This window comes from Enterococcus sp. DIV1096b (assembly GCF_050498765.1).
GTDB classification, from domain to species: Bacteria; Bacillota; Bacilli; order Lactobacillales; family Enterococcaceae; genus Enterococcus_D; species Enterococcus_D entomosocium.
In genome coordinates this window covers 2796685-2823439 of record NZ_JBMHEK010000001.1, presented here as the reverse complement: position 1 = coordinate 2823439, position 26755 = coordinate 2796685, and the positions used below count along the sequence as shown (strand labels likewise).

The 26755-nt window shown below is 44.1% G+C and carries 31 protein-coding genes; 20 read left to right on the top strand and 11 right to left on the bottom strand.

Going from position 1 to position 26755, the window contains the following annotated elements:
• The first annotated feature begins 90 nt into the window (after window positions 1-90).
• Window positions 91-417, top strand: coding sequence for an MGMT family protein (locus IGJ17_RS13270; protein WP_005228493.1), 327 nt, complete (start codon window positions 91-93; stop codon window positions 415-417).
• Window positions 414-1121, top strand: a complete 708-nt coding sequence (locus IGJ17_RS13265) for a GntR family transcriptional regulator (protein WP_086316517.1) — start codon at window positions 414-416, stop codon at window positions 1119-1121. Before IGJ17_RS13270 ends, IGJ17_RS13265 begins: the two co-directional genes overlap by 4 nt.
• Window positions 1122-1215: 94 nt before the next feature.
• Here the strand turns inward: IGJ17_RS13265 and IGJ17_RS13260 are convergent, their stop codons facing one another.
• The gene (locus IGJ17_RS13260; protein WP_005234111.1) at window positions 1216-2415 is read right to left on the bottom strand and encodes an enolase C-terminal domain-like protein; all 1200 of its coding nucleotides are present in this window, start codon (window positions 2413-2415) and stop codon (window positions 1216-1218) included.
• Window positions 2416-2705: 290 nt separating this feature from the next.
• Between IGJ17_RS13260 and IGJ17_RS13255 the strand changes: the two genes are divergently transcribed.
• A complete protein-coding gene (locus IGJ17_RS13255) occupies window positions 2706-4535 on the top strand; it encodes a glucose PTS transporter subunit IIA (protein WP_086316516.1) in 1830 nt (609 codons plus the stop codon).
• Window positions 4536-4588: 53 nt separating this feature from the next.
• Here the strand turns inward: IGJ17_RS13255 and IGJ17_RS13250 are convergent, their stop codons facing one another.
• The 3 genes from IGJ17_RS13250 to IGJ17_RS13240 all read right to left on the bottom strand — a co-directional run bounded on the left by IGJ17_RS13250 (window position 4589) and on the right by IGJ17_RS13240 (window position 6712).
• Window positions 4589-5359, bottom strand: a complete 771-nt coding sequence (locus tag IGJ17_RS13250; RefSeq protein ID WP_005228499.1) for an ABC transporter permease — start codon at window positions 5357-5359, stop codon at window positions 4589-4591.
• Window positions 5352-6287 carry an ABC transporter ATP-binding protein gene (locus tag IGJ17_RS13245; protein WP_428206642.1) on the bottom strand — a complete coding sequence of 312 codons (936 nt, stop codon included), beginning with the start codon at window positions 6285-6287 and terminating at the stop codon, window positions 5352-5354. Before IGJ17_RS13245 ends, IGJ17_RS13250 begins: the two co-directional genes overlap by 8 nt.
• Window positions 6288-6463: 176 nt before the next feature.
• The gene (locus IGJ17_RS13240) at window positions 6464-6712 is read right to left on the bottom strand and encodes a helix-turn-helix domain-containing protein (RefSeq protein ID WP_005234115.1); all 249 of its coding nucleotides are present in this window, start codon (window positions 6710-6712) and stop codon (window positions 6464-6466) included.
• Between the two features lie 193 nt (window positions 6713-6905).
• On the opposite strand from IGJ17_RS13240, the gene IGJ17_RS13235 reads away from it, so the two are divergent.
• Both IGJ17_RS13235 and IGJ17_RS13230 read left to right on the top strand, forming a co-directional pair.
• Window positions 6906-7169 carry a hypothetical protein gene (locus IGJ17_RS13235; protein ID WP_005228502.1) on the top strand — a complete coding sequence of 88 codons (264 nt, stop codon included), beginning with the start codon at window positions 6906-6908 and terminating at the stop codon, window positions 7167-7169.
• A gap of 13 nt (window positions 7170-7182) precedes the next feature.
• Complete coding sequence (locus tag IGJ17_RS13230) at window positions 7183-8100, top strand: LacI family DNA-binding transcriptional regulator (protein ID WP_429961502.1); 918 nt, start codon at window positions 7183-7185, stop codon at window positions 8098-8100.
• A gap of 60 nt (window positions 8101-8160) precedes the next feature.
• On the opposite strand, the gene IGJ17_RS13225 is transcribed toward IGJ17_RS13230, so the two are convergent.
• Window positions 8161-8934: a MerR family transcriptional regulator gene (locus tag IGJ17_RS13225; RefSeq protein WP_142437415.1), complete on the bottom strand. Its 774-nt coding sequence runs from the start codon at window positions 8932-8934 to the stop codon at window positions 8161-8163.
• A 114-nt stretch (window positions 8935-9048) separates the two neighbouring features.
• Between IGJ17_RS13225 and IGJ17_RS13220 the strand changes: the two genes are divergently transcribed.
• The 5 genes from IGJ17_RS13220 to IGJ17_RS13200 all read left to right on the top strand — a co-directional run bounded on the left by IGJ17_RS13220 (window position 9049) and on the right by IGJ17_RS13200 (window position 14884).
• Window positions 9049-9930, top strand: a complete 882-nt coding sequence (locus IGJ17_RS13220) for an HAD-IIB family hydrolase (protein ID WP_429961501.1) — start codon at window positions 9049-9051, stop codon at window positions 9928-9930.
• On the top strand, window positions 9917-10273 hold the full coding sequence (locus IGJ17_RS13215; protein ID WP_077451954.1) for a DUF1827 family protein: 357 nt from the start codon (window positions 9917-9919) through the stop codon (window positions 10271-10273). Before IGJ17_RS13220 ends, IGJ17_RS13215 begins: the two co-directional genes overlap by 14 nt.
• Window positions 10274-10518: 245 nt before the next feature.
• Window positions 10519-11985 (top strand): nicotinate phosphoribosyltransferase, encoded by a 1467-nt coding sequence (locus IGJ17_RS13210; RefSeq protein ID WP_005234120.1) that lies wholly within the window; start codon window positions 10519-10521, stop codon window positions 11983-11985.
• A 62-nt stretch (window positions 11986-12047) separates the two neighbouring features.
• Entirely contained in the window at window positions 12048-12872 is an 825-nt protein-coding gene (nadE, locus tag IGJ17_RS13205) for an ammonia-dependent NAD(+) synthetase (protein WP_016612726.1), read from the top strand.
• 191 nt (window positions 12873-13063) lie between these two features.
• The gene (locus tag IGJ17_RS13200) at window positions 13064-14884 is read left to right on the top strand and encodes an LTA synthase family protein (RefSeq protein WP_429961500.1); all 1821 of its coding nucleotides are present in this window, start codon (window positions 13064-13066) and stop codon (window positions 14882-14884) included.
• Between the two features lie 67 nt (window positions 14885-14951).
• Here the strand turns inward: IGJ17_RS13200 and IGJ17_RS13195 are convergent, their stop codons facing one another.
• Both IGJ17_RS13195 and nrdI read right to left on the bottom strand, forming a co-directional pair.
• Window positions 14952-16601, bottom strand: coding sequence for a MutS-related protein (locus tag IGJ17_RS13195; protein WP_086316512.1), 1650 nt, complete (start codon window positions 16599-16601; stop codon window positions 14952-14954).
• 41 nt (window positions 16602-16642) lie between these two features.
• Window positions 16643-17092 carry a class Ib ribonucleoside-diphosphate reductase assembly flavoprotein NrdI gene (gene nrdI / locus IGJ17_RS13190; protein WP_005228511.1) on the bottom strand — a complete coding sequence of 150 codons (450 nt, stop codon included), beginning with the start codon at window positions 17090-17092 and terminating at the stop codon, window positions 16643-16645.
• 135 nt (window positions 17093-17227) lie between these two features.
• Between nrdI and gloA2 the strand changes: the two genes are divergently transcribed.
• Together gloA2 and IGJ17_RS13180 are read left to right on the top strand one after the other, a co-directional pair.
• Window positions 17228-17605 (top strand): SMU1112c/YaeR family gloxylase I-like metalloprotein, encoded by a 378-nt coding sequence (gene gloA2, locus IGJ17_RS13185; protein ID WP_005234127.1) that lies wholly within the window; start codon window positions 17228-17230, stop codon window positions 17603-17605.
• 93 nt (window positions 17606-17698) lie between these two features.
• Window positions 17699-18265 carry a GNAT family N-acetyltransferase gene (locus IGJ17_RS13180; protein WP_005234129.1) on the top strand — a complete coding sequence of 189 codons (567 nt, stop codon included), beginning with the start codon at window positions 17699-17701 and terminating at the stop codon, window positions 18263-18265.
• A 4-nt stretch (window positions 18266-18269) separates the two neighbouring features.
• Here IGJ17_RS13180 and IGJ17_RS13175 read toward each other — a convergent pair whose 3' ends face one another.
• Window positions 18270-18791, bottom strand: coding sequence for an LURP-one-related/scramblase family protein (locus tag IGJ17_RS13175; RefSeq protein ID WP_005228514.1), 522 nt, complete (start codon window positions 18789-18791; stop codon window positions 18270-18272).
• Between the two features lie 39 nt (window positions 18792-18830).
• Window positions 18831-19700, bottom strand: a complete 870-nt coding sequence (locus IGJ17_RS13170) for a Cof-type HAD-IIB family hydrolase (protein WP_005234136.1) — start codon at window positions 19698-19700, stop codon at window positions 18831-18833.
• A gap of 132 nt (window positions 19701-19832) precedes the next feature.
• On the opposite strand from IGJ17_RS13170, the gene IGJ17_RS13165 reads away from it, so the two are divergent.
• The 5 genes from IGJ17_RS13165 (at window position 19833) to IGJ17_RS13145 (ending at window position 23385) form a co-directional block, all read left to right on the top strand.
• A complete protein-coding gene (locus tag IGJ17_RS13165; RefSeq protein WP_005234138.1) occupies window positions 19833-20522 on the top strand; it encodes a uracil-DNA glycosylase in 690 nt (229 codons plus the stop codon).
• Between the two features lie 141 nt (window positions 20523-20663).
• Window positions 20664-21647: a phosphate acetyltransferase gene (gene pta, locus IGJ17_RS13160; protein WP_008380699.1), complete on the top strand. Its 984-nt coding sequence runs from the start codon at window positions 20664-20666 to the stop codon at window positions 21645-21647.
• Window positions 21648-21862: 215 nt separating this feature from the next.
• On the top strand, window positions 21863-22336 hold the full coding sequence (tsaE, locus tag IGJ17_RS13155) for a tRNA (adenosine(37)-N6)-threonylcarbamoyltransferase complex ATPase subunit type 1 TsaE (protein ID WP_101699304.1): 474 nt from the start codon (window positions 21863-21865) through the stop codon (window positions 22334-22336).
• A complete protein-coding gene (locus tag IGJ17_RS13150; protein WP_008380704.1) occupies window positions 22329-22853 on the top strand; it encodes a GNAT family N-acetyltransferase in 525 nt (174 codons plus the stop codon). The genes tsaE and IGJ17_RS13150 overlap by 8 nt, the downstream gene beginning before the upstream one ends.
• Before the next feature lie 16 nt (window positions 22854-22869).
• Complete coding sequence (locus IGJ17_RS13145) at window positions 22870-23385, top strand: GNAT family N-acetyltransferase (RefSeq protein ID WP_101699303.1); 516 nt, start codon at window positions 22870-22872, stop codon at window positions 23383-23385.
• A 75-nt stretch (window positions 23386-23460) separates the two neighbouring features.
• Here IGJ17_RS13145 and IGJ17_RS13140 read toward each other — a convergent pair whose 3' ends face one another.
• Window positions 23461-23994, bottom strand: coding sequence for a 3'-5' exonuclease (locus IGJ17_RS13140; RefSeq protein WP_010749886.1), 534 nt, complete (start codon window positions 23992-23994; stop codon window positions 23461-23463).
• Between the two features lie 84 nt (window positions 23995-24078).
• Window positions 24079-24831, bottom strand: a complete 753-nt coding sequence (locus IGJ17_RS13135) for an exodeoxyribonuclease III (protein WP_005234144.1) — start codon at window positions 24829-24831, stop codon at window positions 24079-24081.
• A 214-nt stretch (window positions 24832-25045) separates the two neighbouring features.
• Here IGJ17_RS13135 and IGJ17_RS13130 point away from each other — a divergent pair, with 214 nt between their 5' ends.
• From IGJ17_RS13130 to murB, 3 genes are all read left to right on the top strand, one after another.
• Window positions 25046-25321, top strand: coding sequence for an AbrB/MazE/SpoVT family DNA-binding domain-containing protein (locus tag IGJ17_RS13130; RefSeq protein WP_005234145.1), 276 nt, complete (start codon window positions 25046-25048; stop codon window positions 25319-25321).
• Window positions 25315-25665 carry a type II toxin-antitoxin system PemK/MazF family toxin gene (locus IGJ17_RS13125; protein ID WP_005234146.1) on the top strand — a complete coding sequence of 117 codons (351 nt, stop codon included), beginning with the start codon at window positions 25315-25317 and terminating at the stop codon, window positions 25663-25665. The genes IGJ17_RS13130 and IGJ17_RS13125 overlap by 7 nt, the downstream gene beginning before the upstream one ends.
• Before the next feature lie 138 nt (window positions 25666-25803).
• A complete protein-coding gene (gene murB / locus IGJ17_RS13120; protein WP_429961632.1) occupies window positions 25804-26688 on the top strand; it encodes a UDP-N-acetylmuramate dehydrogenase in 885 nt (294 codons plus the stop codon).
• The last annotated feature ends 67 nt before the right edge of the window (window positions 26689-26755 follow it).

Sequence of the window (26755 nt, the reverse complement as noted above, 5' to 3'; positions counted from 1 at the left end):
GATGGCTATTGCTAAAGTTGCGTCTGGTCATTTACTATTGGCAGGGAATCCAGTACTATGATAGAAAGAATCAAAGAAGGAGCGAGTAGTATGAATCCATTCTATGAAGAAGTCTATGCGCTGGCGCGGCAGATCCCTTTTGGTAAAGTCGTCTCCTATAGTCAGATTGCGTGGAAATTGGGACAAATCAACGGCGCACGGGCAGTCGGTCGAGCGATGCGCTTGAGCCCTCAGGATGTCCCTGCTCATCGAGTCGTGCGGGCAGATGGCGTCTTAGTTGGTCCCTCCGCCAATGTGCGAAAAGCAGCCCTCGTCGATGAAGGGGTGGTCTTCAAAGCCAGTGGTCGTATCGATATGAAGGCTTGCAGTTGGTCCATGAGCGAGATCGCTCCCGCTCAAATGAAGGAGCCATTATGAAAAAACGTGAATTTATCGTGCAAGATCTGTTGAGTAAAATCTATCAGGAAGAATTTTCTGCCGGCAAACTACCCAACCAAAGAACCCTTGCGCAAACCTATGGCGTTTCTCGGTTTACGATCCAGCAAGCAATCAAAAACCTTGAAGAGATCGGGATCGTCAAAGTGGTTCAAGGTTCAGGGATTTTTATCCATGAAAAATGGGTCAAAAACCCAATGATCTTTAATTCCTTGACCCGCACCCCTTATGACCGCATCCATTCCAAAATGATTTCATTGAGTAAAGCGGCAGCAACGTTGGATGAACAGCAGATTTTCCAAATAGGCCCAGAAGAGGAAGTCTGGACCTTTGAACGAGTGCGGATCGTTAATTACAAAATCGAACAGCTGGAAACCTCTAAATTGCCCGTCAGCCTATTTCCCGAATTGACACAAGAAATCGTGGAGCACTCGATCCAACGCTATGTCGAAAGCTGCGGGTACCGCATTTCCCACTACATCACCAGCTATACCCCCATCACCACATCGACTGCGCAGTCGGGCATTTTATTGTGCAAGCGGGGGACGCCGGCAATGCAGATCAGCAATCGGGCAATTTTAGAAGACGGCCGCGTGTATGAGTTCAGTAATATCGTTGCCATTGATTATGCCGTGACCTACATCCGTCCCTTTGACCGTGAGATCCATCGCTCACGCATCGATTGATTTGGAAAAGCAAATGTGCCAGTTGCGTCGTCTTTATCCACAGAGAACAAAAGACATCCCCTGTCGGTTGGACAGGGGATGTCTTTTGTTGTGTTTAAGGAGTGATCAATGTGCCGTCTGGTGTACGGCTCTGGGTCCATTCATGAGGACGGTAAACCACGGGAAATTCCGCAGCTGCTGCTTCATCGAACGTGATTCCGATCCCACTTTTCTCGATAGGATAAAAATAGCCGTTTTCAGGTTGCGGACTGCCACCAAAGACCGACTGGGTATTTGCTGGGATCGCAATCGTTTCTTGGATCGCGGCATTGTGGAGATGGATATTTAGATGGGTGTTGACGGCTAGGCCGACAGGGCTGATATCAGACGGCGTGTGCCAAGCGATCCGAATGCCCATCGCATCGCAGAAGTGAGCCAATTTCAATGCTGGCGTGATCCCACCGATTTGTGAGACATGGGCACGCATAAAGTCAATCTGTTGATTTTTGACTAGCTCTTGCCATTCCATCGGATTATTGAACAATTCGCCGGTCGCGATCGGGGTCGCCGACTGGCTGCGGAGTTGCTGCAACCACTTGTTTTGATCCGGCGGCAAAATATCTTCTAGGAAAAAGAGATTAAAAGGTTCAGCGGCTTTTGCAAATTGAATCGCTTGGTTTGGATGCAGCCGTTCATGCACGTCATGCAGCATTTGAAATTGATTGCCGTATCGTTCTTGGATCGCAGCAAACATTTTCAGTGTTGTGTCCATGTAGTCTGTTTGATCAAAATAGGAACCAGCGATGGGCTGATCGGGTGTTTGCAGTTGGCTAGGATTTCCACCATAAAAGCCTAATTGGCAACGGATATAGCGATACCCCTCAGCCAAGAAGCGATCGATTTCTTGATAAAGGTCTTCGAGATTATCTGCCACGGCATGGGTATAGGCGGGAATCGCCGTACGCGCTTTTCCACCTAACAGTTGATACAATGGCATATCGGCTAATTGTCCTTTGATGTCCCACAAAGCCATGTCAACTCCTGAGATGGCATTGTTGGTGATTGGACCATTCCGCCAGTAAGAATTGACATTCATCACTTGCCAAAGATCTTCGATTTGATTGGCATCGCGGCCAAGTAAGAGGGGGCGTAAATACTCGTCAACGACGGTTTTTACGGCTAGTGGGCGAAACTGGAAGGTTGCGCAGCCTAACCCAGATACGCCTTTGTTCGTTTCTACTTTAACGACAACAAGGTTATGGCGATCAGGTTTGATCGCAAAGGCTTTGACGTCGGTGATGATCGTTGGTGTCATTTCATTCACTCCAATTTTTGTCTCTAGTTGCTATAGCCATTGAAACATGCTTGGCAACCGCTGTCAATTTGGTCTAATAAAAACTAGATATACACCATAAAACCAGTCCAATTTTTTACTGTTTTATAATGAAACGTTGATATATAGCGTTTTTATTCTGTTTTTATCAAAAAAGGACTGGTTTTACAAGTCTGTGTGAGCATGCTACTATGTGTGTGAAAACGGAAACACCTGAAAGGGCGCCCGTCAAAAGGATCAGGACCGTTAGCAAACAACAGGGGGAAAAAAAGATGACCAAAGAAGACATCGTAAAACAGATTATTAAAGATGTTGGCGGATCAGAAAATATCAACAATGCATGGCACTGTATGACTCGCTTGCGTTTTGATTTAAAGGATGAGAAGAAAGTCGACTATGCGGCGTTAGAAAAAACACCCAAAGTCGTAGGAACAAAATATCAAAGCAATCAGCTGCAAGTAGTGATAGGAACGGATGTTGCTGATTATTATGCACCTTTAGCCAAAGAATTAGGTCTTGATGAAGCGAACCAAGGGGGAACATCAGAGAAAAAAGGGGCTGTTTCCTTATTTATGGATACCGTTTCTGGCGTTTTTGGTCCGATCGTTCCAGCTATCGCTGGCGCAGGAATGATCAAAGGATTAATGGCTGGATTGGTGGCTTTGAATGTCATCTCTAATCAAACAGACACCTATTTAGTGATCGACATGATCGCGAGCGGCGTATTTACATTCTTGCCATTTTTTGTTGCTGCCTCAGCCGCTCGGATTTTTAAAACCAATCAATATTTAGCGATCGCAATCGCGGCAACGCTGCAATTTCCAACGATGACCAATGCGGTAGCCGAAGGAAGTATTTCCGCCTTTCGCTTGTTCGGCATACTGCCAGTACCCGTCTTTAACTATGCAGGAACAGTGATTCCCATTATCTTTGCCGTGCTGGGGCTCAGTTATATTTATCGTTGGGTCGATAAACTCTTACCACAAGTGCTGCGTACCGTGTTTACACCGACGATTTCGTTGTTTGTCGCTGGTATCTTGACATTAACGGTCATTGGCCCAATCAGTATCCATCTAGGAAACTTACTGGCTGCTGGCGTGGCTGGTTTATTCACTATCTCGCCTGTCTTAGCAGGAATTGTGGTAGGGGCGATTCGACCAATTGCAATCTTCACGGGACTGCATCATGCCATGACCCCGATCGCTTTGCAAAACTTCGCCAATCAAGGGTATGACATGTTGATGCCAATGATGTTTATGGCAAATATGGCAATCACCGGCGCAACAGCAGCTATTTATTTCAAAGTCAAAACCAAAGAAGAAAAATCGATCATTCTATCTTCGGCTGTTTCGGGCTTGTTAGGGATCACAGAACCTGCGTTATTCGGGATTTTGTCGAAGTATAAAAAAGCCTTCATCGCAGCAACAGTTGGTAGTTCTGTGGCGTCTGCCTTCATCAGTTTCTTCGGTGTTCGGATTTATGGATATATTCTTTCAAGTATCTTTAGTTTGCCAGCCTATATTGGGGAATACTTTATCTATGCTGTTTTAGGGATCATCTTGGCAATCGGCTTATCCTTTGCAATGAGCTGGTTCTTGGTACCAAATCAAGCAGCCGAAGGCGATCGTTACACCAACGAAGTGGATCTGCATGCCGTGACCCATGGAGAATATGTCCCATTAGAAGATGTACCAGATGAAGTTTTTTCAACGAAAATGATGGGAGAAGGCTATGCCATCGAGTCACAAGATGGGCAAATCTTTGCACCGGTCAGTGGCGAAGTCACCACTGTGTTCCCTTCAAAACATGCCGTCGGGATCAAAACCCAAAACGGCGTTGAAGTTCTTGTGCATATGGGGATTGATACAGTCTCACTTGGCGGACAAGGCTTTGATGTCTTTGTCAAAGCTGGGGAGCAAGTCACTCCGCAAACCAAACTGGCACAAATGGATCTACCTTATATCAAGCAGCAAGGCAAAGAAACCATGGTGATCGTTTTGATCACCAACATGGATCGCGTGCAGCAATTTTCTGGAAGTACTGATTTAGAAGGCAGACACCAAGCCGGTGCATTGCTGGAAAAAGTCGTTTTGAATGCCTAATAAAAGAAAAAAGATGAGCTTCATTAATGAAGTTCATCTTTTTTTTATTGCAATTAACTACGCAGCCCGCGGCCTTTTTGGATCAAGTACCAGCATACGCTGTATAAGACGACAATGAACAAGACCAAAATACCGATGGATAGGAAAATCGGGACATCGATGGTGCCCAAAAAGCCGTAACGGAAACCAGAGATCATATACACAATCGGGTTGACTTTGGAGATCGTTTGCCAAATCGGCGGCAGCATGCTGATGGAGTAAAAGACGCCTCCAAGATAGGTCAATGGTTGTAAAACAAAGGTTGGCACGATGGAAACATCGTCAAAGGATTGGGCGAAGATCCCATTTAGCAACCCTGCTAATGAAAATAAGATGGCGGTCATGACTAGGGTTAAGACAACGATGACCCAAGAATAAACATGTAATGGGACGAAGAAAAGGGAAATGATGGTCACCAATGTGCCCACCAAGATACTACGGCCAAGTCCGCCAAAGACAAAGCCCCAAATAATGACGTGAGTAGGAACCGGTGCCACTAAGAGTTCCTCAATGTTTTTTTGAAACTTCTGTGAAAAGAAGGAAGAAGACACATTGGAGTAAGAGCTGGTGATCGTCGACATCATGATCAACCCAGGAACGATAAATTCCATATAAGAAAAGCCGCCCATTTCGCCGATGCGGCTGCCAATCATTTTCCCAAAGATAATGAAGTATAAGGAAGTAGTGATGACGGGTGGGACGAGGGTCTGCACCCAAATCCGTAGATAGCGGTTGGTCTCTTTGACCGCTAAACTTTTTAAGGCTGTAAAATAAAGACTAAACATGGTTTTCCTCCGCTTCGTGTGCTTCTTCGGTGATTTTCAAAAATAGTTCTTCCAAGCGATTGGATTTGTTGCGCATGGAGAGGACATTGATCCCTTGCTGGCTGAATTGAGCAAAAAGATCGTTGACGCCTTGGTCCCGAGCGACTTCAACGGCAATGGTCTGTTCATCTTCCATTTGGATCGGATACCCATTGATCGTTGGTGCTTGTTTGATCGGTGCGATATCAAAAAGAAAGGTTTCAAATTGCAGTTTTGCCAACAAGGACTTCATGCTGGTGTTTTCGATCAGTTCACCAGATTGGATGATCCCGATGTTGCGACAAAGCATTTCGGCCTCTTCTAAATAATGGGTCGTCAAAATGATCGTTGTGCCATTTTGGTTCAGCTCCCGCAAAAAGCTCCACATTTCCCGACGCAATTCGATATCGACACCTGCCGTCGGTTCATCCAAAATCAATAGCCGTGGTTCATGCATCAGGGCACGAGCAATCATCAAACGGCGTTTCATCCCGCCCGACAGCATCCGCGCACGAACATTGCGTTTTTCCCACAAATTCGACTGCTTCAAGTATTTTTCGCTGCGCTTGATGGCTTCGTTGCGGGGGACACCATAATACCCAGCTTGATTGACAACAATCTGCTGGACCGTTTCAAAGGGATTGAAATTGAATTCTTGGGGAACCAAACCAATCTGTTGTTTGACTTGGACCAATTCTTTGTCTAAATCGTAGCCGAAGACTTTGACGCTTCCGGAAGATTTATTGACAAGAGAGGTGATAATGCCGATGGTGGTGGACTTTCCAGCGCCGTTGGGGCCTAACAAGGCATAAAAGTCGCCTTCTTCCACCGTCAAATTTATGCCCCGCAACGCTTCAACGCCGGTGGCATAGACTTTGCGTAAATCGGTTAGTTCTAGTGCATAGGTCATGTTTGTTTGAACTCCTTCTATGTATGATGGTTTATTCTATCATTTTTTTTCAAGAAGAACCGCATGATTTGATTTTTTTCATTTGATTAGATAACAATTGTTGCTAATCGATGAAAAGTGGGAAAGAGGCAAAAGAAAAAACGACCATTTGATCGTTTTTTCGATAAAGTCGATTGTTAGCATAAATACCGTTCTGGTCGTTCTGTCTGTCCTAATAAGTAATCGACAGAAACATTATAGAGGGAAGCTGCGTGTAGCAGCGTCAATACATCGGGTAAGCGATCGCCTGCTTCGTATAAGGTGTAATCGGGGTAAGACACATCGAGATGCTGGCATACTTCTTTTGGGCTCAATCCGCGTTCTTCTCTTAAAAATTTGAAGCGGCAACGCAAGGTGTCTAATAAAAAAGCTTCTTCTAATGTCACTTTGCGGTCCTCCTTAAAAAATAGCGCTTTTTTTCGCACTGTTCTCTTTTTATTGTACCAACAAAAGCAAAATATGCGAAGTGATTCACATGAAGGGCGATCGGTTTTTGTCAAAAAGTGAAACAAATGACTTGCTCTGAGACGCGTTTCATACAGTATGCTTGATTTATAAAAAGGAAGGCGGGATGGAAACATGAATACATACATGAAAAAAAATGGTGCGGAATGTTGTTATGTGACGTTGGCATTTGATGGACAACAACTGGTATTGACGAAGCCAAAAGGGTTCTTTCAAGAACGGTTAGTAGAAATTCCTGTGGATGAGATCAGTCACTTGACGTGTGATGAACACTTCGGGTCTCAGCGCATCGGATTTATCCATCACAACGATTACTATGAATTTTATACATGTGGGTTAAGTGTGATAGACTATATGAAAGAACAATTATTCGTTTAAGGAGCAGTGAGTCATGGCAAACATTCGGGATATTGCACGCTTGACCGGTTATTCGGTCTCCACAGTTTCACGAGTCATTAACAACAATCCGTATGTCAGTGAAGAAAAGCGTCGCAAGATTCTGGCTGTCATGAAAGAGGTCAACTATATTCCAAATTACACCGCGCGGGCATTGAGTGTTGGCAAAACCCAAAATATTGGTGTGATTCTGCCATTTGTCAATCATCCGTACTTCGATCGCTTGTTGAGCGGCATCACAACAGCAGCGTTTGCTCGGGGTTATAAGGTGACGCTTTTAGCCACGAACTATGATCCGCAAGTAGAGGAAGCGTATTTGCAAGAATTTGCGGCGAAAAGCTTTGATGCCTTGATCATTGCCTCGCGGGCGAATCCGATCGAAACCTTATTGCCCTATCGTTCCTACGGTCGCATCGTCTTTTGTGAGAATATCCCGTATTTGACTGACGGCTGCACCTATATCGATCGAGAGGAATCGATCAAAGAAGTCTTTACGTATTTTAAGGAACAAGGTATCCAGAAAATCGGCGTGACATTGGGACGTAGCCGCAAGCTAAGCAGCAATTCAAAAATCACGGTCCGTTTGGCTCATGACTATTTTCCGACCTTTTCCGAAGACTTGATCTTTTGGGATTGTTTGACGGAAGAAGATGGCAAAGAAGCAGCTGCTTATTTTGCAGATAAAGGGGTCGAAGCGATCTTCACCAATGGGGATCATGTTGCTGCTGGGATCCAATCGCAGGCGCCGGGAGAATGGCTTGTGATTGGACGGGACAATTTATACATCAGCGAGCTGCTGCAGCTTTCAACGATCGATCATCACTTGCAAGCTTGCGGGGAGACTGCCGTCCAATTGGCGATAATGGAAAAAAGCGGCAACTATCGCATGCCCTATGAGTTCATCAAACGATAGCATAGACGAAACGATGCCCAAACAAAGCCCCTGAGTGGGCAGTGCTTGCGCATCGTTTTTTTAAAGGGATTCGGTGTAATGGTCAATGATCTCTTTCAACAGCTGGGCGCTACCGACGCCCGCTTTTTGATCGTAATAGGCGGTAAAACGCTCGTCTTGAACGTACATTTCCCCTAAAGATCGGTGATATTCTACTGAGTAAAAGGGCGCTGCTTGTTTAAGCCATGCTTGATGCGCAGCAAAAGCCATTTGGGCTTTGTCAGAAGGGATTCGTTTCCCTTCCTTTTCATTCAACAGCTCTTTTAATAGCTGCAATAAGCGGTTTTCGTTGTCGGTCAGTGCTTGATAATCGACTTGGGTCATCTGCTGCCACTTTTGGTTGCTTTGTTCGATGATTTCCTCACCGTAGGCTTCTCGTAATTCGGCACCGTAGTTCGCTTCGTTTTCACGAATTTTTTGTTCCTTAAAATAACTGAATTTCTCTTGATCGGTCATCGTCTTTTCTCCTTCATAATAATCAATTGTTTGCGCTAAGGTGGTCAAAAGACTGTCCAGGGCTGCTCGCTCTTGTAAAAGCTGTTGGTAATGCTGCAACAAGACCGTTTGGATCGATGCTTGCGGCTCATCCAAGATCCCGCGGATCGTTTCTAATGACAGCCCAAAAGACTTAAAATATAAAATCTGCTGTAGGCGATCGACTTCCTGCCTCCCGTAGATACGGTAACCAGCTGAGTTGGTGCGTTGCGGTTGTAACAACTTGATCTGATCATAATACCGCAGGGTACGGCTGCTGACTCCTGACAGTTTGGCTAAGGCACTGATCGTATATTCCATCGGCTTTTCCCTCCTTACACCTGTATCCTAAAGGTTGACGTAACGACAAAGTCAAGAAAATTTTTTTGCGTTTTTTAAAATGTGCTATAATTATAACAAAGAAAGGAAGATAAGATGCAAATAGTTTTTTCTGATATTGATGGGACGTTCCAAGAAATGGGGCACCCGATTCATGAGATCAATAAAGAAGCCATCCGTTGTTTGCAAGCCCAAGGGGATCACTTTGTGTTTGTCACAGGGCGAGGATTTGAGCTTGTTCAAGATATGATGGCGGAAGAAGGCCTTTCCTGCGATGTGATTTTCGGAAACGGCGCCGGTCTGATGGTAAAAGGAGAAGCGCCTGTTTTGACGCATACCTTGCCCTATAAGACCTTGGCGCAAGTGATTGGTATCTTAGAAACAGAAGAGGTTTTTTATTTCTTACATACTGACCATGGCATCATTTCCCCACAAGCGCATTTGTATGAAGCGCAATTTCAAGAAAGCCGCAAGCAGTTACTCGCGGATTTAGGGGAGCGAGGGCAAATCATCGCTGACTACAAATACGAGTTCTTCTACAACGAATGCCTTCATAAAGACGACGTGTTGCAGTTTACGAAGGAACATCCAGAGATAAAGGTCATCAAAATCGAACTGATGGAAGCGTCAGACGAAAAAAGAGAACGGCTGCGGGCGATGATCCAATCAGAAACGGCAGCGATTTTTCAATCCTTTGTCCAAACACTGGAGATCGTTGATCCATTGGCGACCAAAGGTGCGGCGATCCGTAGCTTTTTAGAAGCTTTTCCCGCTGCCAAAAGCTACGGGATCGGTGATGGTGAAAATGACCTTGCGATGTTTGAAGCGGTGGATGTTTCTTTGGCGGTAGCAAATGCCAGCCCAGCGATCAAAGCAGTTTGTGATCGAACCATTGAGCGCGCGGAAGACGGCGGTGTTGGCCGCTTTATTTTAACAGAATTAGTTTCGAGAGAGGATGTTGTGCATGAAGTTGATTGAAACCCCAGTAAACCAAAATCTAAATATGGAAACTTTTTACCCGAACATCTCCAAGTACCTATTCGACAAAATAGCGATCAAATACTATAAATTGTACTCGCTTGATCGGACGCAGATTCTCTATGTGGATAGTTTTGATACGATTTCTTTAGTATTGATCAACAATAAAAAGAAAATCAGTCGGGAAGAAGTCGACACAGCGATTCATCGTTTGCTGAAGGTCGATCGCAAAGACGTGACCGTCAACGTTAATATTCGTAAAGAAATGGAAGCAAGAGGCATCACCTTTTCTAAACCGAGAAAAGATGTCATTCTTGTTCAATTGCCTGTGAAAGAACACTAGTTGAAAGAAGTTGGGACATGCACGTTGCAAGAGCAATCAAACGTTGAACAAAGGGGCGACCTTATACGAGCGCGTAAATAATGCGCAATAAGTAGGAGGTTGACCCATGCTTTTGAGCAATTTGTTCTCAGATGGATTGCCTTGTACTGGCAAAAACCCAACTTTTTTTTGAAAAAAACAAGATTTTCTGTCTTTTGTGTTTTTTTTGCTATAATGAGAAGAAGTAAGCTAGAGGGAGTAAGAACATGCAGAAATTATTTAAAGATGACAGCTTGACGCTACACACTGATCTCTACCAAATCAACATGATGCAAACCTATTGGGAGTTAGGCAGAGCCGATCGTAATGCGGTGTTTGAATGCTATTTCCGTGACATGCCTTTTGAAAACGGCTATGCGATCTTTGCCGGTCTGGAACGATTGATCGATTATTTGAACGATTTATCCTTTTCAGAAACGGATATTGCCTACTTGCGAGAAATCGGCGGCTACCCAGAAGCCTTTTTAGAGTATCTAAAGGAGTTCAAGTTTGCTTGTACCGTTCGTTCAGCGTTAGAAGGCGATTTGGTCTTCAACAATGAACCGATCATACAAGTAGAAGGGCCGTTGGCACAAGCGCAGCTGATCGAAACGGCGTTACTAAATATGGTCAATTTCCAAACCTTGATCGCCACGAAAGCTGCCCGCATCAAATCCGTGATCGGCACGGATCCCTTGTTGGAATTTGGTTCACGGCGGGCACAAGAATTGGATGCAGCCATTTGGGGGACTCGAGCGGCCTATATTGGCGGAGCGGATGCGACGAGTAATGTGCGGGCAGGGAAGATTTTTGGCATCCCAGCCAGCGGAACCCACGCCCATTCCCTCGTGCAATCCTACGGCAATGACTATGATGCATTTATGGCATATGCCCAAACCCACAAAGATTGCGTATTCTTAGTCGATACCTATGATACATTGCGTTTAGGTGTGCCAAATGCGATTCGTGTGGCCAAAGAGATGGGGGATAAAATCAATTTCTTAGGTGTGCGGATCGACAGCGGCGATATGGCCTATATCTCGAAAAAAGTCCGTGAACAGTTGGATGAAGCGGGATTCACGGAAGCCAAAGTCTATGCTTCCAATGATCTAGACGAAAATACGATTCTAAGCTTGAAAATGCAAAAGGCGAAAATCGATGTATGGGGTGTCGGCACCAAGCTGATCACCGCTTACGATCAACCGGCATTAGGTGCGGTTTATAAACTGGTTGCCATCGAAAATGAGCAGGGAGAAATGATCGACACCATCAAATTATCCAGCAATGCCGAAAAGGTTTCGACCCCTGGGAAAAAACAAGTCTGGCGGATCACCCGTAAATCGGACGGCAAGTCAGAAGGCGATTATGTCACGCTATGGGAAGAAAATCCGCAAGCAGCAGACGAACTGTTCATGTTCCATCCTGTTCACACTTTTATCAACAAAACAGTGACGAACTTTGATGCGCGACCATTGTTGCAAGATATCTTTGTAGATGGCCAGCAAGTGTATCAAGTACCTGACTTAGAACACGTCAAAGCCTATGCGACGAATTGCTTGGATTCCCTTTGGGATGAGTACAAACGTGATTTGAATCCACAGAAGTACCCAGTTGATCTCTCGCAAGAATGTTGGGATCATAAAATGCGGACGATTGAAAAAGTACGTAAACAAACCAATGGCGCGATTTTGTAATCCGCAACTGCGCTGGTCCTAGGATCAGTCAGCTGCTTCAAAAAATAAGAGGAGGCGTTTCTATGACCATGCAACAAGAAATTATCAAAGAATTAGGAGTCTTACCGACCATCGACCCGAAAGAAGAAGTTCGTAAGAGTATTGATTTTTTAAAGGCGTATCTGCAAAAGAATTCGTTCTTGCATACGTTTGTCTTGGGGATCAGTGGTGGGCAAGATTCGACATTAGCTGGCCGGATCGCGCAATTGACGATGGAGGAAATGCGCAGTGAAACCGGGAATCCCAACTATCAGTTCATAGGGGTACGCTTACCTTATGGGGAACAAGCAGATGAAGAAGATGCAAAAAAAGCCATTGAATTTATCAAACCAGATATTGAGCTGCGGGTAAACATCAAAGCCGCCGTCGATGCCCAAGTGCAAGCGGTGGAAGAAGCAGGCTTAGCGGTTTCTGACTTTAATAAAGGCAATATCAAAGCCCGTCAACGGATGATTACGCAATATGCCATTGCGGGTGAAAAAGCAGGAGCTGTTCTGGGTACGGATCACGCTGCTGAAAATATCACCGGCTTCTTTACGAAATACGGCGATGGCGGTGCCGATATCTTACCACTGTTTCGTTTAAACAAACGCCAAGGCCGCCAACTCTTGCAATACTTAGGCGCACCAGAAGCATTGTATACCAAAGTCCCGACTGCGGACTTGGAAGACGGCAAACCTTTAGTTGCAGATGAAGCAGCTTTAGGAGTGACCTACAACGACATCGATGACTATTTAGAAGGCAAGGAAATTGCGGCTGAAGCCCAACAAACCATTGAAAACTGGTGGAACAAAACGCAACACAAACGCCACTTGCCAGTCACGATTTTTGATGATTTTTGGAAATAAACGAAACCAGTGATTGAGTTCCATTCGGATAGAAAGAAGAGTCTAGGGGGCAAGAAACCTTAGACTCTTTTTTATGAGGGTTGCTTTCTTTAAAAATAACAAAAGCTTCTTACCTCGGCTTTACTTTCTTGCCTCGAAAGCATAAAATACGAGGGTACCTAGAATGTGTAGAAAAGGAGGAATGTTCCTTCGTGAAAATAAATAGCCATCCTTATCTGAAGATCGCATTAAAAGGCATCGCCATCGTCCTGTTGATCATTTTCAGTAATTTATATTTGCAATGGTGTCAAAACAATCTTTCCGTTGAATTAGCTCTGAAATTTGCCTTTTCGTGGCATACAGCAAAGTTTTTCTTGGCTTGTGGGGTGCTACTGCTGGTGTATGGGGTGTTTGCCAGCTTGGCAGGTTCGGTACTGATCGGGGGCATCTTTTATAGTGTCGTCATCGGAATCTTAGGGTATGCCAACCACACGAAGATGGTCTATCGCCAAGAACCAATCTATCCCGATGATTTAAAGATGGTCACTCAATTCGACCTTCTACGAACTATGATCGGCAATGGCGCCTTTTTCTTAGCCATCCTCTTCGCTCTGGTGGCGATCGGAGCGATCGGCTGGAGTATCTATCGCAGCCGCAAATTAAACCGGCGTTTGCAAGTGATGCGAGGAGCGGTGCTGGTCGTATGCTCGCTGGGCTTAGTCTATGTTTCTCACTTCAATGACAGCAACAACCTTTTACGCAAAGCCTACAATCAGACGGCGCTCTGGATTCCGTATTCACAAAAAATGAACTACTACAATACGGGATTTATCGGTGGTTTTTTGTACAACCTGCGGGTAGATGCCATGACGAAGCCTGAGGGGTATTCAAAAGAAGCGATCCAAGCGATTGCGGACACCTACAATGCACAGGCTGCGGAGAAAAATCAAGACCGTGAAAGTGAAGCACCAAATATCGTCTATGTGATGAGCGAGAGTTTTTCCGACCCGAGCCATTTAAATGGCTTATCGATCACCGGCGATCCGTTGAAAGACTATTACCACGTCGCCGATCAAACCATCAGTGGAAAAATGCTTTCGCAAAATTATGGAGGCGGTACGGCAAACATCGAGTTTGAAGCGTTGACTGGTTTTGCCATGGGCCTATTGAATCCACAGATGACAACGCCTTACACGATGCTAGTGCCGAAATTGACGCAACTGCCATCCTTGGTTTCTTTCTTGGAACAATCAGGGTATACGGCAGCGGCGATCCATCCTTACGATACATCGATGTACAAACGCAAGGATGTCTATGGGGTGATGGGGTTTGAACAGTTTATCGATCAAGATACGATGACCTATACCGACAAAATCGAAAATAATCCTTATATCTCTGATGAGGCGGCCTACAAAGAAGTGCTGGCTTTGTTGGAAAACGATCAGCAACCGCAATTTGTCCATTTAGTGACGATGCAGACCCATATGCCTTATGCTGGCAAATACGATACGTTGAATTACCAAGCGAGCGGTCCTGGCAATATGGCTTCTTTGGAAAACTACCTACAGGATATCTCTTATAGCAGTACAGCGTTGAAAAACTTTGTGGCTGAATTAGAGCAGCTGGATCGGCGAACGCTGGTCGTCTTTTGGGGAGATCATTTACCAGGCATTTATGCCGATGAGATCAAGGATCAAAATGAAACGGCTGCCCTGCATGAAACCGAATTTTTGATGGTTGATTCGCAAGGGAATTTTGCGCCAGAAGATGTACCAGTAACAAGTCCTTTTTATTTTGCGCCGAACCTATTAGAAGCCAGTGATCAACCAACCAGCGGGTTTTACCAGTTGTTGTTGGCCTTGCAAGATGAGTTGCCGGCTTTTGAACTGGGTCAATATTATCAAGAGGGACAATGGCAGACGACTCTTGCGTTGGATCAAGAAGCCCAAGAAATCTATGATGCCTACAATTTGATCCAATATGATGTGCTACAAGGAGAGCAATACAGTTTAACGACTGGTTTGTTTGACTAAATGAAACATAAAATAGCGCCTTATCCTGTGACTGACACTGGGATAAGGCGCTTTTGTTTGTGTGAAGTTATAATTCCTGCCATTTACGATTTTGATCAAAATCATTGGCGGCGGCGTAGGCGTCTTGAACGATCGTTTCAGGGTAGCCCATGACTTTTAAGAGGGCGATCGCGTTGCGGCTCAAGGCAGGACCGGATTTGACCTTATAATCAAAGGAGATGCCGTCATCTTCCGTGACTTGTTCAGAAAAATGAATGTTGCGGCAATCATTTTTCAAAATTTCAGTCAGCTCAATATCATGGGTAGCGACAAAGGCCAATGATGGGTAGGCTCGCAACCAATGGATGATGCTAGCAGAAGAAGCGATTCGTTCCACCGTATTTGTTCCTTTTAAAATCTCATCAACAAAACAGTAGCAGCGCTGTTTCGTGGCAACGGTATCTAGCAGGCGTTTGATGGATTTGATCTCCGCCACGAAATAGCTGTCGCCTTCAAATAGATCATCTTCGACAGCCATCGAGGTAATGACGTGACCAGGAACCATCGTAAAGGTTTCAGCTACTGCTGTCTGGATGGTTTGTGCCAAAATACAGTTGATGGCGACACTTTTGACATATGTCGATTTGCCTGAGGCATTGGAGCCAGTTACAAGGGTATTGTGGTTCCAAGTGACATCATTCATGACTGCTTCACTCAGAAGGGGATGATACGTACCCGTTGCTTCTACACCTCCGCTTGTTTGGAAGGTCGGTAGGCAAGTGATGGGCATATACGTGCGAAAATTTAAAATGGCGGCTGCGACTTCCAATTTTCCCAGCAAATTCCACAGATCGATGGCTGCTTGTTGGTGTTTGGCCAGAGTAGTGGTGACCGTTTGATAGGAAATAAACGGCAGCATAAAAATGATATTGATGTATTCAAACAACATGTCTCCTTCGCTGCCGTTTTTGGCACGAAACGAGAAAGCGAAACGAGTGATCTTCTTTAATGGTGACAAAGATTGTTTGATCTCATCTTGGAGGGGCGTGTTGATTTTAGCGATCTGACTGCCACAGGCAATCGTTTGAACCAAATAGCGCATGCTGTTCAGTTCTGTTTCCAGCTTGGCTTTTTTGATGGAGTAATAGATCGTATTGAAAACGACACTAATCAACGTCAACAGGAGACCTTGGACAATCCCCAGCAGGAGCAGCAAGATGCCGACTAATGGCAGCACACCTAAAAAGACAAAGAACGGCAGAGAACCGATCGATTGCGCCGCTTCATTGGCCAAGTAGGCTTTCGAAAAATTATCATCTTGTTTTCCTAAACGAGCAAACGTATATTGGGATTGTTCGCGTGCGGCACTGTCAGCAGCAAAAAAGTCGATCAATTTGGTCAGCTGTTTGTCCGGCTTGAAGTGGAAATTGCGTAATTGCTGGTACAACGCTTCTGAACCAACACTGGAAAACGTCAGATTAATGGACTCAAACAACGAAAAGCCATCCAAGTCATACCAAGTGATGTCATCGACCTCGCTATCAAAATCGTGAAACTTCTTCTCAGTCAGCCAAGCTTTTTTCAAACTCGCTTCTTTATCAAAGCGGGGCTGACGGGGAAGTTTTCCCCAAGCAAGCCGAACGTAACGACGTACTTTGTATCGATTCCAGATATCTAGTGCGGTCAAGATGAGAATGCTGGCGAGTATGATCAAAATGACCATCGTTTGTGGTTCCATATGCAAAAGTCCTCCTAATGGCTAATGAATGCTGGCTAAAGCTAAGTGTTGCTGTGGGCAGGATCGATTTCTTTTAAACAAGCATAGATCCGTTCAATATCTTGGGTCGTGCCTCGCAGCTCGAAATCCGCTAAGAACGGAATCGAAAATTGTTCCGCATATTGCTTTGCGGTCAAGCAATATTGATAATTAAAGTTTTTGTTGCCGCTGCCGATCACGCCTAAGCAAAGAGCGGCGTTGTTTTCATAGTCAATGTATTCCCGCATGGTTTCTGTAAGGATCTCCTGATCGCCGTTATCGACGCCGTTTCCACCTTCTAAATAGGTAGGGACAAAAACCACATAAGGTTCGTCTTCTTGTTCAAAGACACTATTGTCATGAATTTCTTTGGCTTCCCAAGTGCTCGGTGTGTCTTGCTGATCTGCATAGGCCAACAAGCGGTTGACGAATGCACGGGTATTTCCAGAGATTGAAATATAAAGTAGTTTCATTTTTTTATCACCTTCCGCTTTCTAGTATAACAGAAACCATTTATGAAAAGAGGAGAACTTCGGCAGTCTTTTCTAGTAAAATGCAGCCAAAGGCTTTAAACTGAGAGAGGAGTCCAATACAAAGGAGTGGCAATAATGTTTTCAAAAATGCATCATGTGGCGATCATCGCTAGTAATTACCAACAGACCAAAGAGTTTTATGTAGAAAAATTAGGCTTTGAAGTGATTCGTGAACATGCGCGTCCAGAAAAGAAAGATGTAAAAATCGACTTGCGCTTTGGGGAATCAGAAATAGAACTGTTTGTGGTGGAAAACCCACCAGCAAGACCAAGTTTTCCCGAAGCAGCCGGCTTGCGACATTTGGCCTTTGCGGTGGAAAATATTGAAGCAGTCGTAGCGGAGTTAGCCACTAAAGGGATTGTGTGCGAACCGATTCGTTTTGATACCTTCACCAATAAGAAGATGACCTTTTTCCAAGATCCAGACGGCTTGCCGTTGGAATTACATGAATAAACAAGGAAGACTTTGTGTTGATCCTTTGTCGATTCAACTTGGTTTTTCTTGAGAGAATTGTTATTCTATGTATAGAAGCAAGGAGGAAAAAACGTGATAAGATTTGCAAAAGAAGAAGATCGTTTTGTCATGGCTGAACTCGTTTTAGTCATTTTAAAGGACATGGAATTGCCGTTTGTCAAAGAGATCGGAGAAGCCAAGACCTTAGAGATCTTGGCAGATGCCATGCTAGAACCCGATTATCGTTACGGCTTTCGCCGTGCGCTAGTCAATGAGATCGACGGAGAAGTTGCTGGCGTCGCCTTTGGATATCCAGACAAAGAAGAGGCGACGATCGATCAGCCTCTAGATAAAGTGCTGGAACAGTACGGTTTGAGTAAAGACATGAAGCTGTTTATCGATGAAGAGACTTTACCAAATGAATGGTACTTAGATACCATCTGTGTGGCTGAGAAATTTCGGGGCAAAGGCGTCGGCTCAGCCTTGTTAGAAGCATTGCCGAAAATTGCTTCTAGAGATGGTTATGAGGTGATCGGCTTGAGTGTTGACCGAGCAAATCCCCATGCGAAGCGGCTCTATGAAAAGCACGGATTTGAAGTCGTGGCCCAAAGAGAGATCAGTGGCCATCTTTACGACCATATGCAAAAAAGAACCAGCTGATTTTTCAGCTGGTTCCATTTGTTAGTCGAAGCTCAAGAGGATGGTCTTTTTTGCGGTGCCGATTGTACAGCCAGTAATCCATGACGGCCGCAATACAGATGCAGACCGGCGCATCCCGGTCATCGACAACATCCAGTACATAATAATCCCCCGTCAACAAGGTCGCTTTGTCCATCTCCATAATCTTTTTATTGAAATGATGGATCCCATAGCGATGATTATAGATATCGCCGTGGACCGCCCAGTGAAGCTGCTGGATATAGTAGAAATCACCTGGCCAGTTAAAGATTTTTTGCAGTGTACCGACTTTCTCAAAGTCTTTGTAGATCTCAAAGCGTGTACCAAAAGTAAAGCTGATTTGTTTGATACTAGCGACCATTTGCCCATTTAAACGGTAAAGGGAGAGGGCATCGCCCTTGGTTCCCCAACGTCCCACCATCAAAAATAGTGATTTGCCTGTTTCATCTTTGACAATGGTTCGTGTGACTCTGCTAAGTTGCCTATCTTGGATGAAAAATTCTGACATACTTACGCCTCCTCATGTATCCCCAAAAAGCTGCGTGGTTTAAAGATTTTCATCAATTGCCCGAACGATTGCTTTGCCGACACCAGCCTCAATATTGGTGTCCGTCAAATACTTCGCGACTTCTTTTACCTCTAACTCGCCATTTCCCATTGCAAAACTAACGCCTGCCAGTTGCAGCATACTTACATCATTTAAGTTGTCACCGATCGTCATCACTTCCGCCAGTGAGATCATCCGATCTTTGGCGACATGTGCCACTGCGATTCCTTTTTGCGCGTTTCGGTGGTTGATCTCAATATTGTTTTGTCCAGAAGAAGTCACCACTAGATCGCCGTACCCATCGATGATTTTCGTGATAGGACCCAATACCCGGGCACCGTCTTGGTGGAAGCAGATCACTTTCAAAAATTCTAATTCTTCGATCGAAAACAACTCACTGAAATCATCGACATAATTGATCGGTAAAAATTCTAAACGGGCAGCTGTCATAGCAATCGCCATCTTATGGGTTAAATGGGGCATTGCTTCTGCCGTATGGATCGCAAAATTTTCGATCCGACGTGTCTGACTTTCCGAATAGATCCCATTGCTCGTTGAGATCTCAAAATAGATGTCGTTTTCTTTTAGTAGGTCGATCAACGAACGAGTTTGTTCATGGCTGATCGGCACAGTAAATAATGAATTACCCGTTTCGTCATAGACTTGGGCCCCATTCAAGGTGATCATTGCACAGTCGATCCCGGCTTCTTGCAGCGGTGGCAATGCCTCTTTACGGTTACGGCCAGTTGCGACCATAAATTCGATTCCTTTGGATTGGGCATATTTGATTGCTTGGATATTTTCTTCTGAAATCTGCATACTGGCATTTAAAAGCGTACCATCCATATCAGAAGCAATTAATTTGATCATTGTCAGCGTCCTTTCTTAATCGTTTCTACAAATAGTGTACCATAAATCACGGATTTTTTTTCTTTCGAAGAGTAATTCTTGTTTCTAATGGGCGGGATTTGTTATCCTAGAAGAAAACAAAGGAGATTCGCCATGAAACGACTATTGGACAATGATTGGCAAGAGCAATTGCAGGAATCATTTGAGCAACCCTATTACCAACAACTACGGGCTTTCTTGAAACAAGAATATGCCCAGCAAAAGATCCATCCAGCGATGGACCATATTTATGAAGCACTTAAACTGACACCATACCATGACGTAAAAGTTGTCATCTTAGGTCAAGATCCTTATCATGGCCCTCACCAAGCCCACGGACTGTCGTTTTCCGTGCAGCCGGGGGTCAAAATACCGCCTTCCTTACGCAATATTTACAAGGAATTAGCCGATGACTTAGGGATTGCACCTGTGTCCCATGGCTATCTTGTGCCATGGGCGCAGCAAGGGGTCTTATTGTTGAATACCGTATTGACGGTACGTGAGGGACAAGCCTATTCACATCACGGGCATGGCTGGGAGCAGCTGACAGATACGATTATCGAAAAATTGAATCAACGAGAAAAACCGGTCATTTTTGTGCTTTGGGGCAAACCCGCTCAAAAGAAAGCCGCTTTACTAGATACCAGCAAACATATTATTATAACAGCGCCTCATCCAAGTCCGTTGTCGGCACATCGAGGATTCTTTGGTTCAAAGCCTTTTTCTAAGATCAATCAAGCGTTGCTGGCATTAGGGGAAGAACCGATTTCTTGGGCGTTACCGGAAAAAATAACACAGTTGTAAAACTGTGTTATTTAGAACTGATGATTTTGTGAAAAAGGTAACGATATTTAAAATAATCGACTAATACAGGATTTTTATCTGTTCTTTTTTTCGCAGTTATTGTACAATGGAAGGGTATAAAAAAACTGGAGGTCTTTACCCGTGGAATTATTCGAAAGTTTAAAATTTAAAATCGTGCGTCGTCATATCAAAATCGTTTTTCCAGAAGCAACAGATCCTCGTATCTTAGGTGCTGCTAGCCGTCTACGTTCAGAAGAATTGATTGAACCCGTTTTGATCGGTAACCCGGTTGAAATCGAAAAAGCAGCAGAAGCTCGCGGAATCAACGTATCAAACTTTGAAATTTTAGATCCTGAAAATTATGATCGTTGGGATGAAATGGTTGAAGCTTTTGTGGAACGCCGCAACGGCAAAGCAACGAAAGAACAAGCAGAAGAAATCTTAAAAGATGTCAACTATTTCGGTACAATGTTGACTTACATGGGCATTACTGAAGGAATGGTTTCCGGAGCGATCCATTCTACGGGTGATACAGTAAGACCCGCTTTACAAATCATCAAAACAAAACCAGGTGTGAGCCGTACAAGTGGTGCTTTCTTAATGGTTCGTGGTCGTGACCAAGAAAAATACTTGTTCTCAGACTGTGCCATTAATGTAAACCCAAATGCACAAGAACTAGCAGAAATCGCTGTTGACTCAGCGAAAACCGCTGAATTATTTGAAATTGATCCAAAAGTTGCTATGTTAAGCTTCTCAACGAAAGGTTCTGCGAAAGCACCGGAAGTAGATAAAGTCGTTGAAGCAACAAAAATCGCCAAAGAATTGGCACCAGAATATCAAATCGATGGAGAATTGCAATTCGATGCTGCGTATATCTCAGCAGTCGCGCAATTGAAAGCTCCTGAATCTGAAGTAGCAGGTAAAGCAACCGTCTTTGTTTTCCCCGATTTACAATCAGGAAACATTGGCTACAAGATCGCCCAACGTTTCGGTAACTTTGAAGCGATTGGACCAATCTTACAAGGGTTGAACAAACCAATCTCTGATTTGTCCCGTGGTTCAAATGAAGAAGATGTCTACAAATTATCAATCATTACTGCGGCACAAACATTAATGGAAAAATAAGCAGCCAATCGCTGCACTTATGAAAAACTGATCCCTTGAGGGTCAGTTTTTTGTTTTGCTTTTGGAAAGTTGAGGGCAGCAAAGCAGGGGGCGTCCGTATGAATCAACGATCCAGTGGTCGTCGGGAAATTTTCCTTAAGCTCCTTCTTTACAATTCCTTGAAAAACAAGCTATACTAGCAACTAGTAAATTAGATTGATCAAAGGATGGGGACTATGTTTACCATTAACGACTTAGAAGCAACCGCAGCATTTGCAAAAATCATTGGAGAAGTAGCCGAGCCAGGGGATAATCTGGTATTGACGGGCGACTTGGGTGCTGGCAAAACAACATTGACGAAAGGCATCGCCTTGGGGTTAGGGATCGAGCAACTGATCAAAAGTCCGACCTATACGATCATTCGTGAATATACCAATGGGCGGCTACCCCTGTACCATATGGATGTCTATCGGGTGGAATACGGTGCAGAAGATTTAGGACTGGATGATTATTTCGAAGGAGATGGCTTGTGTGTGATCGAGTGGGGCAACCTCTTAGAAGCCTCCCTGCCAGAGGATTATTTAGAACTGATTTTGGAAAAAGATGATACAGATGAACAAAAACGTCTTGTGAAATGTCATGCATATGGCTCCAAAGCAACCGCCTTTTTGCAACGGATCACAACCAAATGGCAGGCAGCCCATGAGTGAGATCCAATTACAGATCAAAGAAGCCACGGGTGCTGATGCGAAAGCCGTGTTAGCAGTCAGTCAACAGCTAGGAGAAGAAACGGATTTTCTCTTAATGGACGAAAGCGGCTTGGCGTTGCCAGAAGCCCTATTGGCAGAACAGTTGGATGCTATCTATGAACGGGAGGACTATTTGCTGTTGTTGGCATTTGATCAAGAACAATTGATCGCCATGGCATCAGTCAAAGGCAACGAAGAGTGGCAATTAGCCCATGTCGGGGAGATCGGTATCTCGATTTTAAAAGACTATTGGGGCTTGGGTTTAGGTTCGCTCCTGATTGAAGAATTACTGGACTGGGTAGTAGAAGTTGGCGAATTGACCCGCATCGAGTTGACCGTCCAAGCGAGAAATCTACGAGCGATCCATCTGTATCAAAAATTTGGTTTTTTAACAGAAGGCTGCATGAAAGAAGCAGTGCAAACCCGCGAGGGGCAAAAAGTTGACGTCTTGATGATGGCACGTCTTTTTGAATCATAAAAAAGGAGTGAAGGAAATGGAGTTTCGGGAACCGACGATCGCAGACTGCGATCAAATCGAAGCGTATCGGCAAGCGTTTGAGAAGAATCAAGAAGTCATCCACGGTGGGGCAGGACTTGTAGAAAGTCCGACAGCCAAAGACTGGCTAGAGGGATTGGCGGATTTTAAAACAGCAGAAACGGTACCAGAAGGATTCGTCCCCGCCCGTACCTATCTGGCTATCCAAGATCAAAAAGTGGTCGGTCTCTTGAATCTGCGTCTGACACTTAATGCGTATTTGCGCCAAATTGGCGGACACATCGGGTATTCGGTGCACCCAGACCATCGAAAGCAAGGCATCGGCTCGGCAATGCTGGCACAGTCATTGGTAAAGGCCAAACAATTTGGCTTGAACAACGTGTTAGTAACCTGTGAAGAAGCCAATCGCGCCTCCGCCAAAGTCATTGAAAACAACGGAGGTAAATTGACAGAAAAAGCCATTGATCCTGAAGATGGCGCTGTAATCTGTCATTATTGGATCGACCTGACCTGAAATGAATGCTTCCTTAAATGAAAACGTGCGTCCTAAAGTCAGCATTGCGCTAGACTTTAGGACGCACGTTCTTATTTATTTGACTAAAACCAATTTTTTTAATGGATCGATGCCAAATTCTTCTTCTTGACGCAATAAGATTTGGGCACATGCCCGGCTATCTTCCAAGGCATCATGGTGGTTTAGTAAAGGAATCTGCAATTGCTCACAAACCGTATTTAATTTGTGGTTCGTAAATTCTGGATACAGTTTGCGGCTTGTTCGTACCGTGCACAAGGAAAGATAGTTTGGTTGTGACAACCCATAATAGTCAAGACACCCCGCCAAAACGCCGGTATCAAAACCAGCATTATGCGCAACGATCAGACTGTTTAATTGATAATATTGTTGGATTTGTTTCCATACGTCAGGAAACTTAGGCGCTTCTTGCACATCTTCTGGACGGATGCCATGAATTTGAATGTTTTTCCAAAAAAATTCCGTTTCCGGTTGGATCAATGTGTAATATTCGCCCACGATTTTGCTGTCTTGTACCATGACTAGTGCAAGGGAACAGGCACTATGCTTTTGATAATTTGCTGTTTCAAAGTCCATTGCGATAAAATTCATCAGACTCACCTCATTGCCATTCTAGCACAAAATCAAAGAATGAAAAGCGAACAAACGTTAAGAAAAACTGAAGTTTTCCTACGGTTAGTTGAGATCCAGTTCCACCGGACAATGGTCACTGCCGATGATATCTGTATGGATCTTGGCGTCTAGCAAGCGCTCATTTAAGTCATCCGAAACGACAAAGTAATCGATGCGCCAGCCGGCATTGTTTTTGCGAGCGTTGAAACGGTAGCTCCACCAAGAATAAATGCCTTCTGCATCTGGATAGAAATAACGGAACGTATCGGTAAAGCCAGCAGCCAAAAGAGTTGAAAACTTTTCCCGTTCTTCAGGTGTAAACCCAGCACTTTTTTGATTGGTTTTCCAGTTTTTGATATCGATATTTTTATGGGCAACATTCAAATCACCACAGAGAATCACTGGCTTTTGTTGTTTCAATTCAGTCAAGTAAGCCAAAAAGGCATCTTCCCAAGTCATGCGATAATCCAAGCGGCGCAATTCATTTTGGGAATTCGGTGTGTAGCAAGTAATCAAGAAAAATTCAGGATACTCCAGCGTGATGACGCGACCTTCCGTATCATGTTCTTCGATTCCTAATCCATAACGGACGGATAGTGCAGGTTCTTTTGCGAAAATCGCCGTGCCAGAATAGCCTTTCTTCTCCGCATAATTCCAGTATTGATGATAGCCTGGTAAATCCAATTCGATCTGACCTTCTTGCAGCTTTGTTTCTTGTAAACAAAAGAAATCAGCATCGAGGGCTTCAAACACTTCAGAAAAATTTTTTTTAACGATGGCCCGTAAACCATTCACATTCCAAGAAATAAATTTCATTAAGACTCCTCCTTATTTTCCACTACGCCTCCCATTTTACCTAAAAAAGCCAGAAGCGCAAAGCAAGTGAGCGGAATAAGGAAAACAAGGAGGAAGAATGAGGATTAAATTTGGATGCTAGAGAAAATTCGTTTGTGGTACGAAAAAGGATTAATAAATCCTTACTTTTCCTTACGTTCTATGTTACAATCATTTTGAAAAGGGGGCAGTTCACATGACGATCAAAGCGCAAGTTTCAGCGAAAATGACTTCGAAAAATCAAATAACTATTCCAAAAAGTGTGCGGCAAAAGTTAGGCTTAAAAGAGAATCAGCGAGTAATTTTTGAATTTACTCCAGAAGGCGAGATCAAGGTAACAGGCGAAAAAGCAGCACCTTCCTTTGAAGATTTTTGGAAACAAGAATTAGCGATCGTAGAAGAAACGGGGAAATTTGATACAGGTGAGATGTTTTTTGGAGAAGATTTAGGTGAGGAGAATATTGAATGGTAAGACAAGGAGATATTCTTTTTATTGACTTAAATCCCACCAAAGGAAATGAAATGGCAAAAAAAAGACTGTGTGTGGTGGTTAGTAATGATTATTATAACAAGAGTTTCAATACCGTCTTAGTGATGCCAATCAGTAGCTCAAAAAAATATGTAGAAGAAAAATTCGCTCGATCGAATGCGTTTCAAACAGTTACCGAAACACAAAAGAGTAAAGTTCAAGGGACGATTCTTTGTCAGCATATTCGCAGTGTGGACCTCTTGCATCGCAGCAACTTAGAAGTAGTCGATAAAGTCACTACGGAGATGAAAGAACGATTATCTGAAATAACAAAACACTTTTTTTGAAGTTTACTCTTTATTAATCAGGTCATTCGATTATTAAGCTTTTCTTTGATTCACCAGAGGTAGCAACTTTTCCTTGAACATGCTAAAATAAGTGAGATGTTTATTGTGAAAGGAAACCTTCTCGTGAATAAAGACTTGATGATTGCGCAATTCCCTGAAATTGCCTTATTAAAAGATGAACCCTTATTGAACTATACGTATACAAAAACTGGTGGACCGGCAGACATTTTGGCTTTTCCCAAAACAGCAGAAGAGGCTAAACAGCTGCTTGATTATTGCCGAGAACAAGCGATTCCTTGGATCGTCTTAGGAAACGCCAGCAACTTGATCGTCCGTGATGGTGGTATTCGTGGCGTGGTGATCATGCTGTCGGAAATGAACCAAATCGTTGTAGACGGCACTTCTTTGATCGTCGATGCTGGAGCAAAGTTGATCGATACGACCTATGTCGCTTTGCATGAATCCTTGACTGGTTTTGAATTTGCCTGCGGGATTCCCGGCAGTGTCGGCGGTGCCGTCTTTATGAATGCAGGCGCCTATGATGGCGAGATCCAAGATGTCTTTGCGTCCTGCGACGTTTTGCTGGCTGATGGTCAAATCGTGACATATACCAATGAAGAAATGGAATTTGCTTATCGTCATAGCAAGTTGCAAGAGCAAAAGATGATCATTTTGAGCAGTCGCTTTGATCTAGCAAAAGGCGATCAAGAGCAAATCAAAAAGCGAATGGATGAACTGACAGAATTGCGGCAATTGAAGCAACCGCTAGAATACCCCTCTTGTGGGAGTGTCTTCAAACGCCCAGTCGGTCATTTTACCGGCAAGCTGATCCAAGATGCAGGCTTACAAGGATTGAAATGGGGCGGTGCCCAAATTTCGGAAAAACATGCGGGCTTTATCGTGAATGTCGATCAAGCGACAGCCACGGATTACGTTGAACTGATCGCTCATATCCAACAAGTCATCAAAGAAACTTTTGATGTCACCTTAGAAACAGAAGTCCGAATCATCGGCGAAGAATAGATTAGCGAAAAGATTGTCCCGCGGGGCAATCTTTTTTTCATGAGAGCTAATAAAAAGAGCTTAGGAT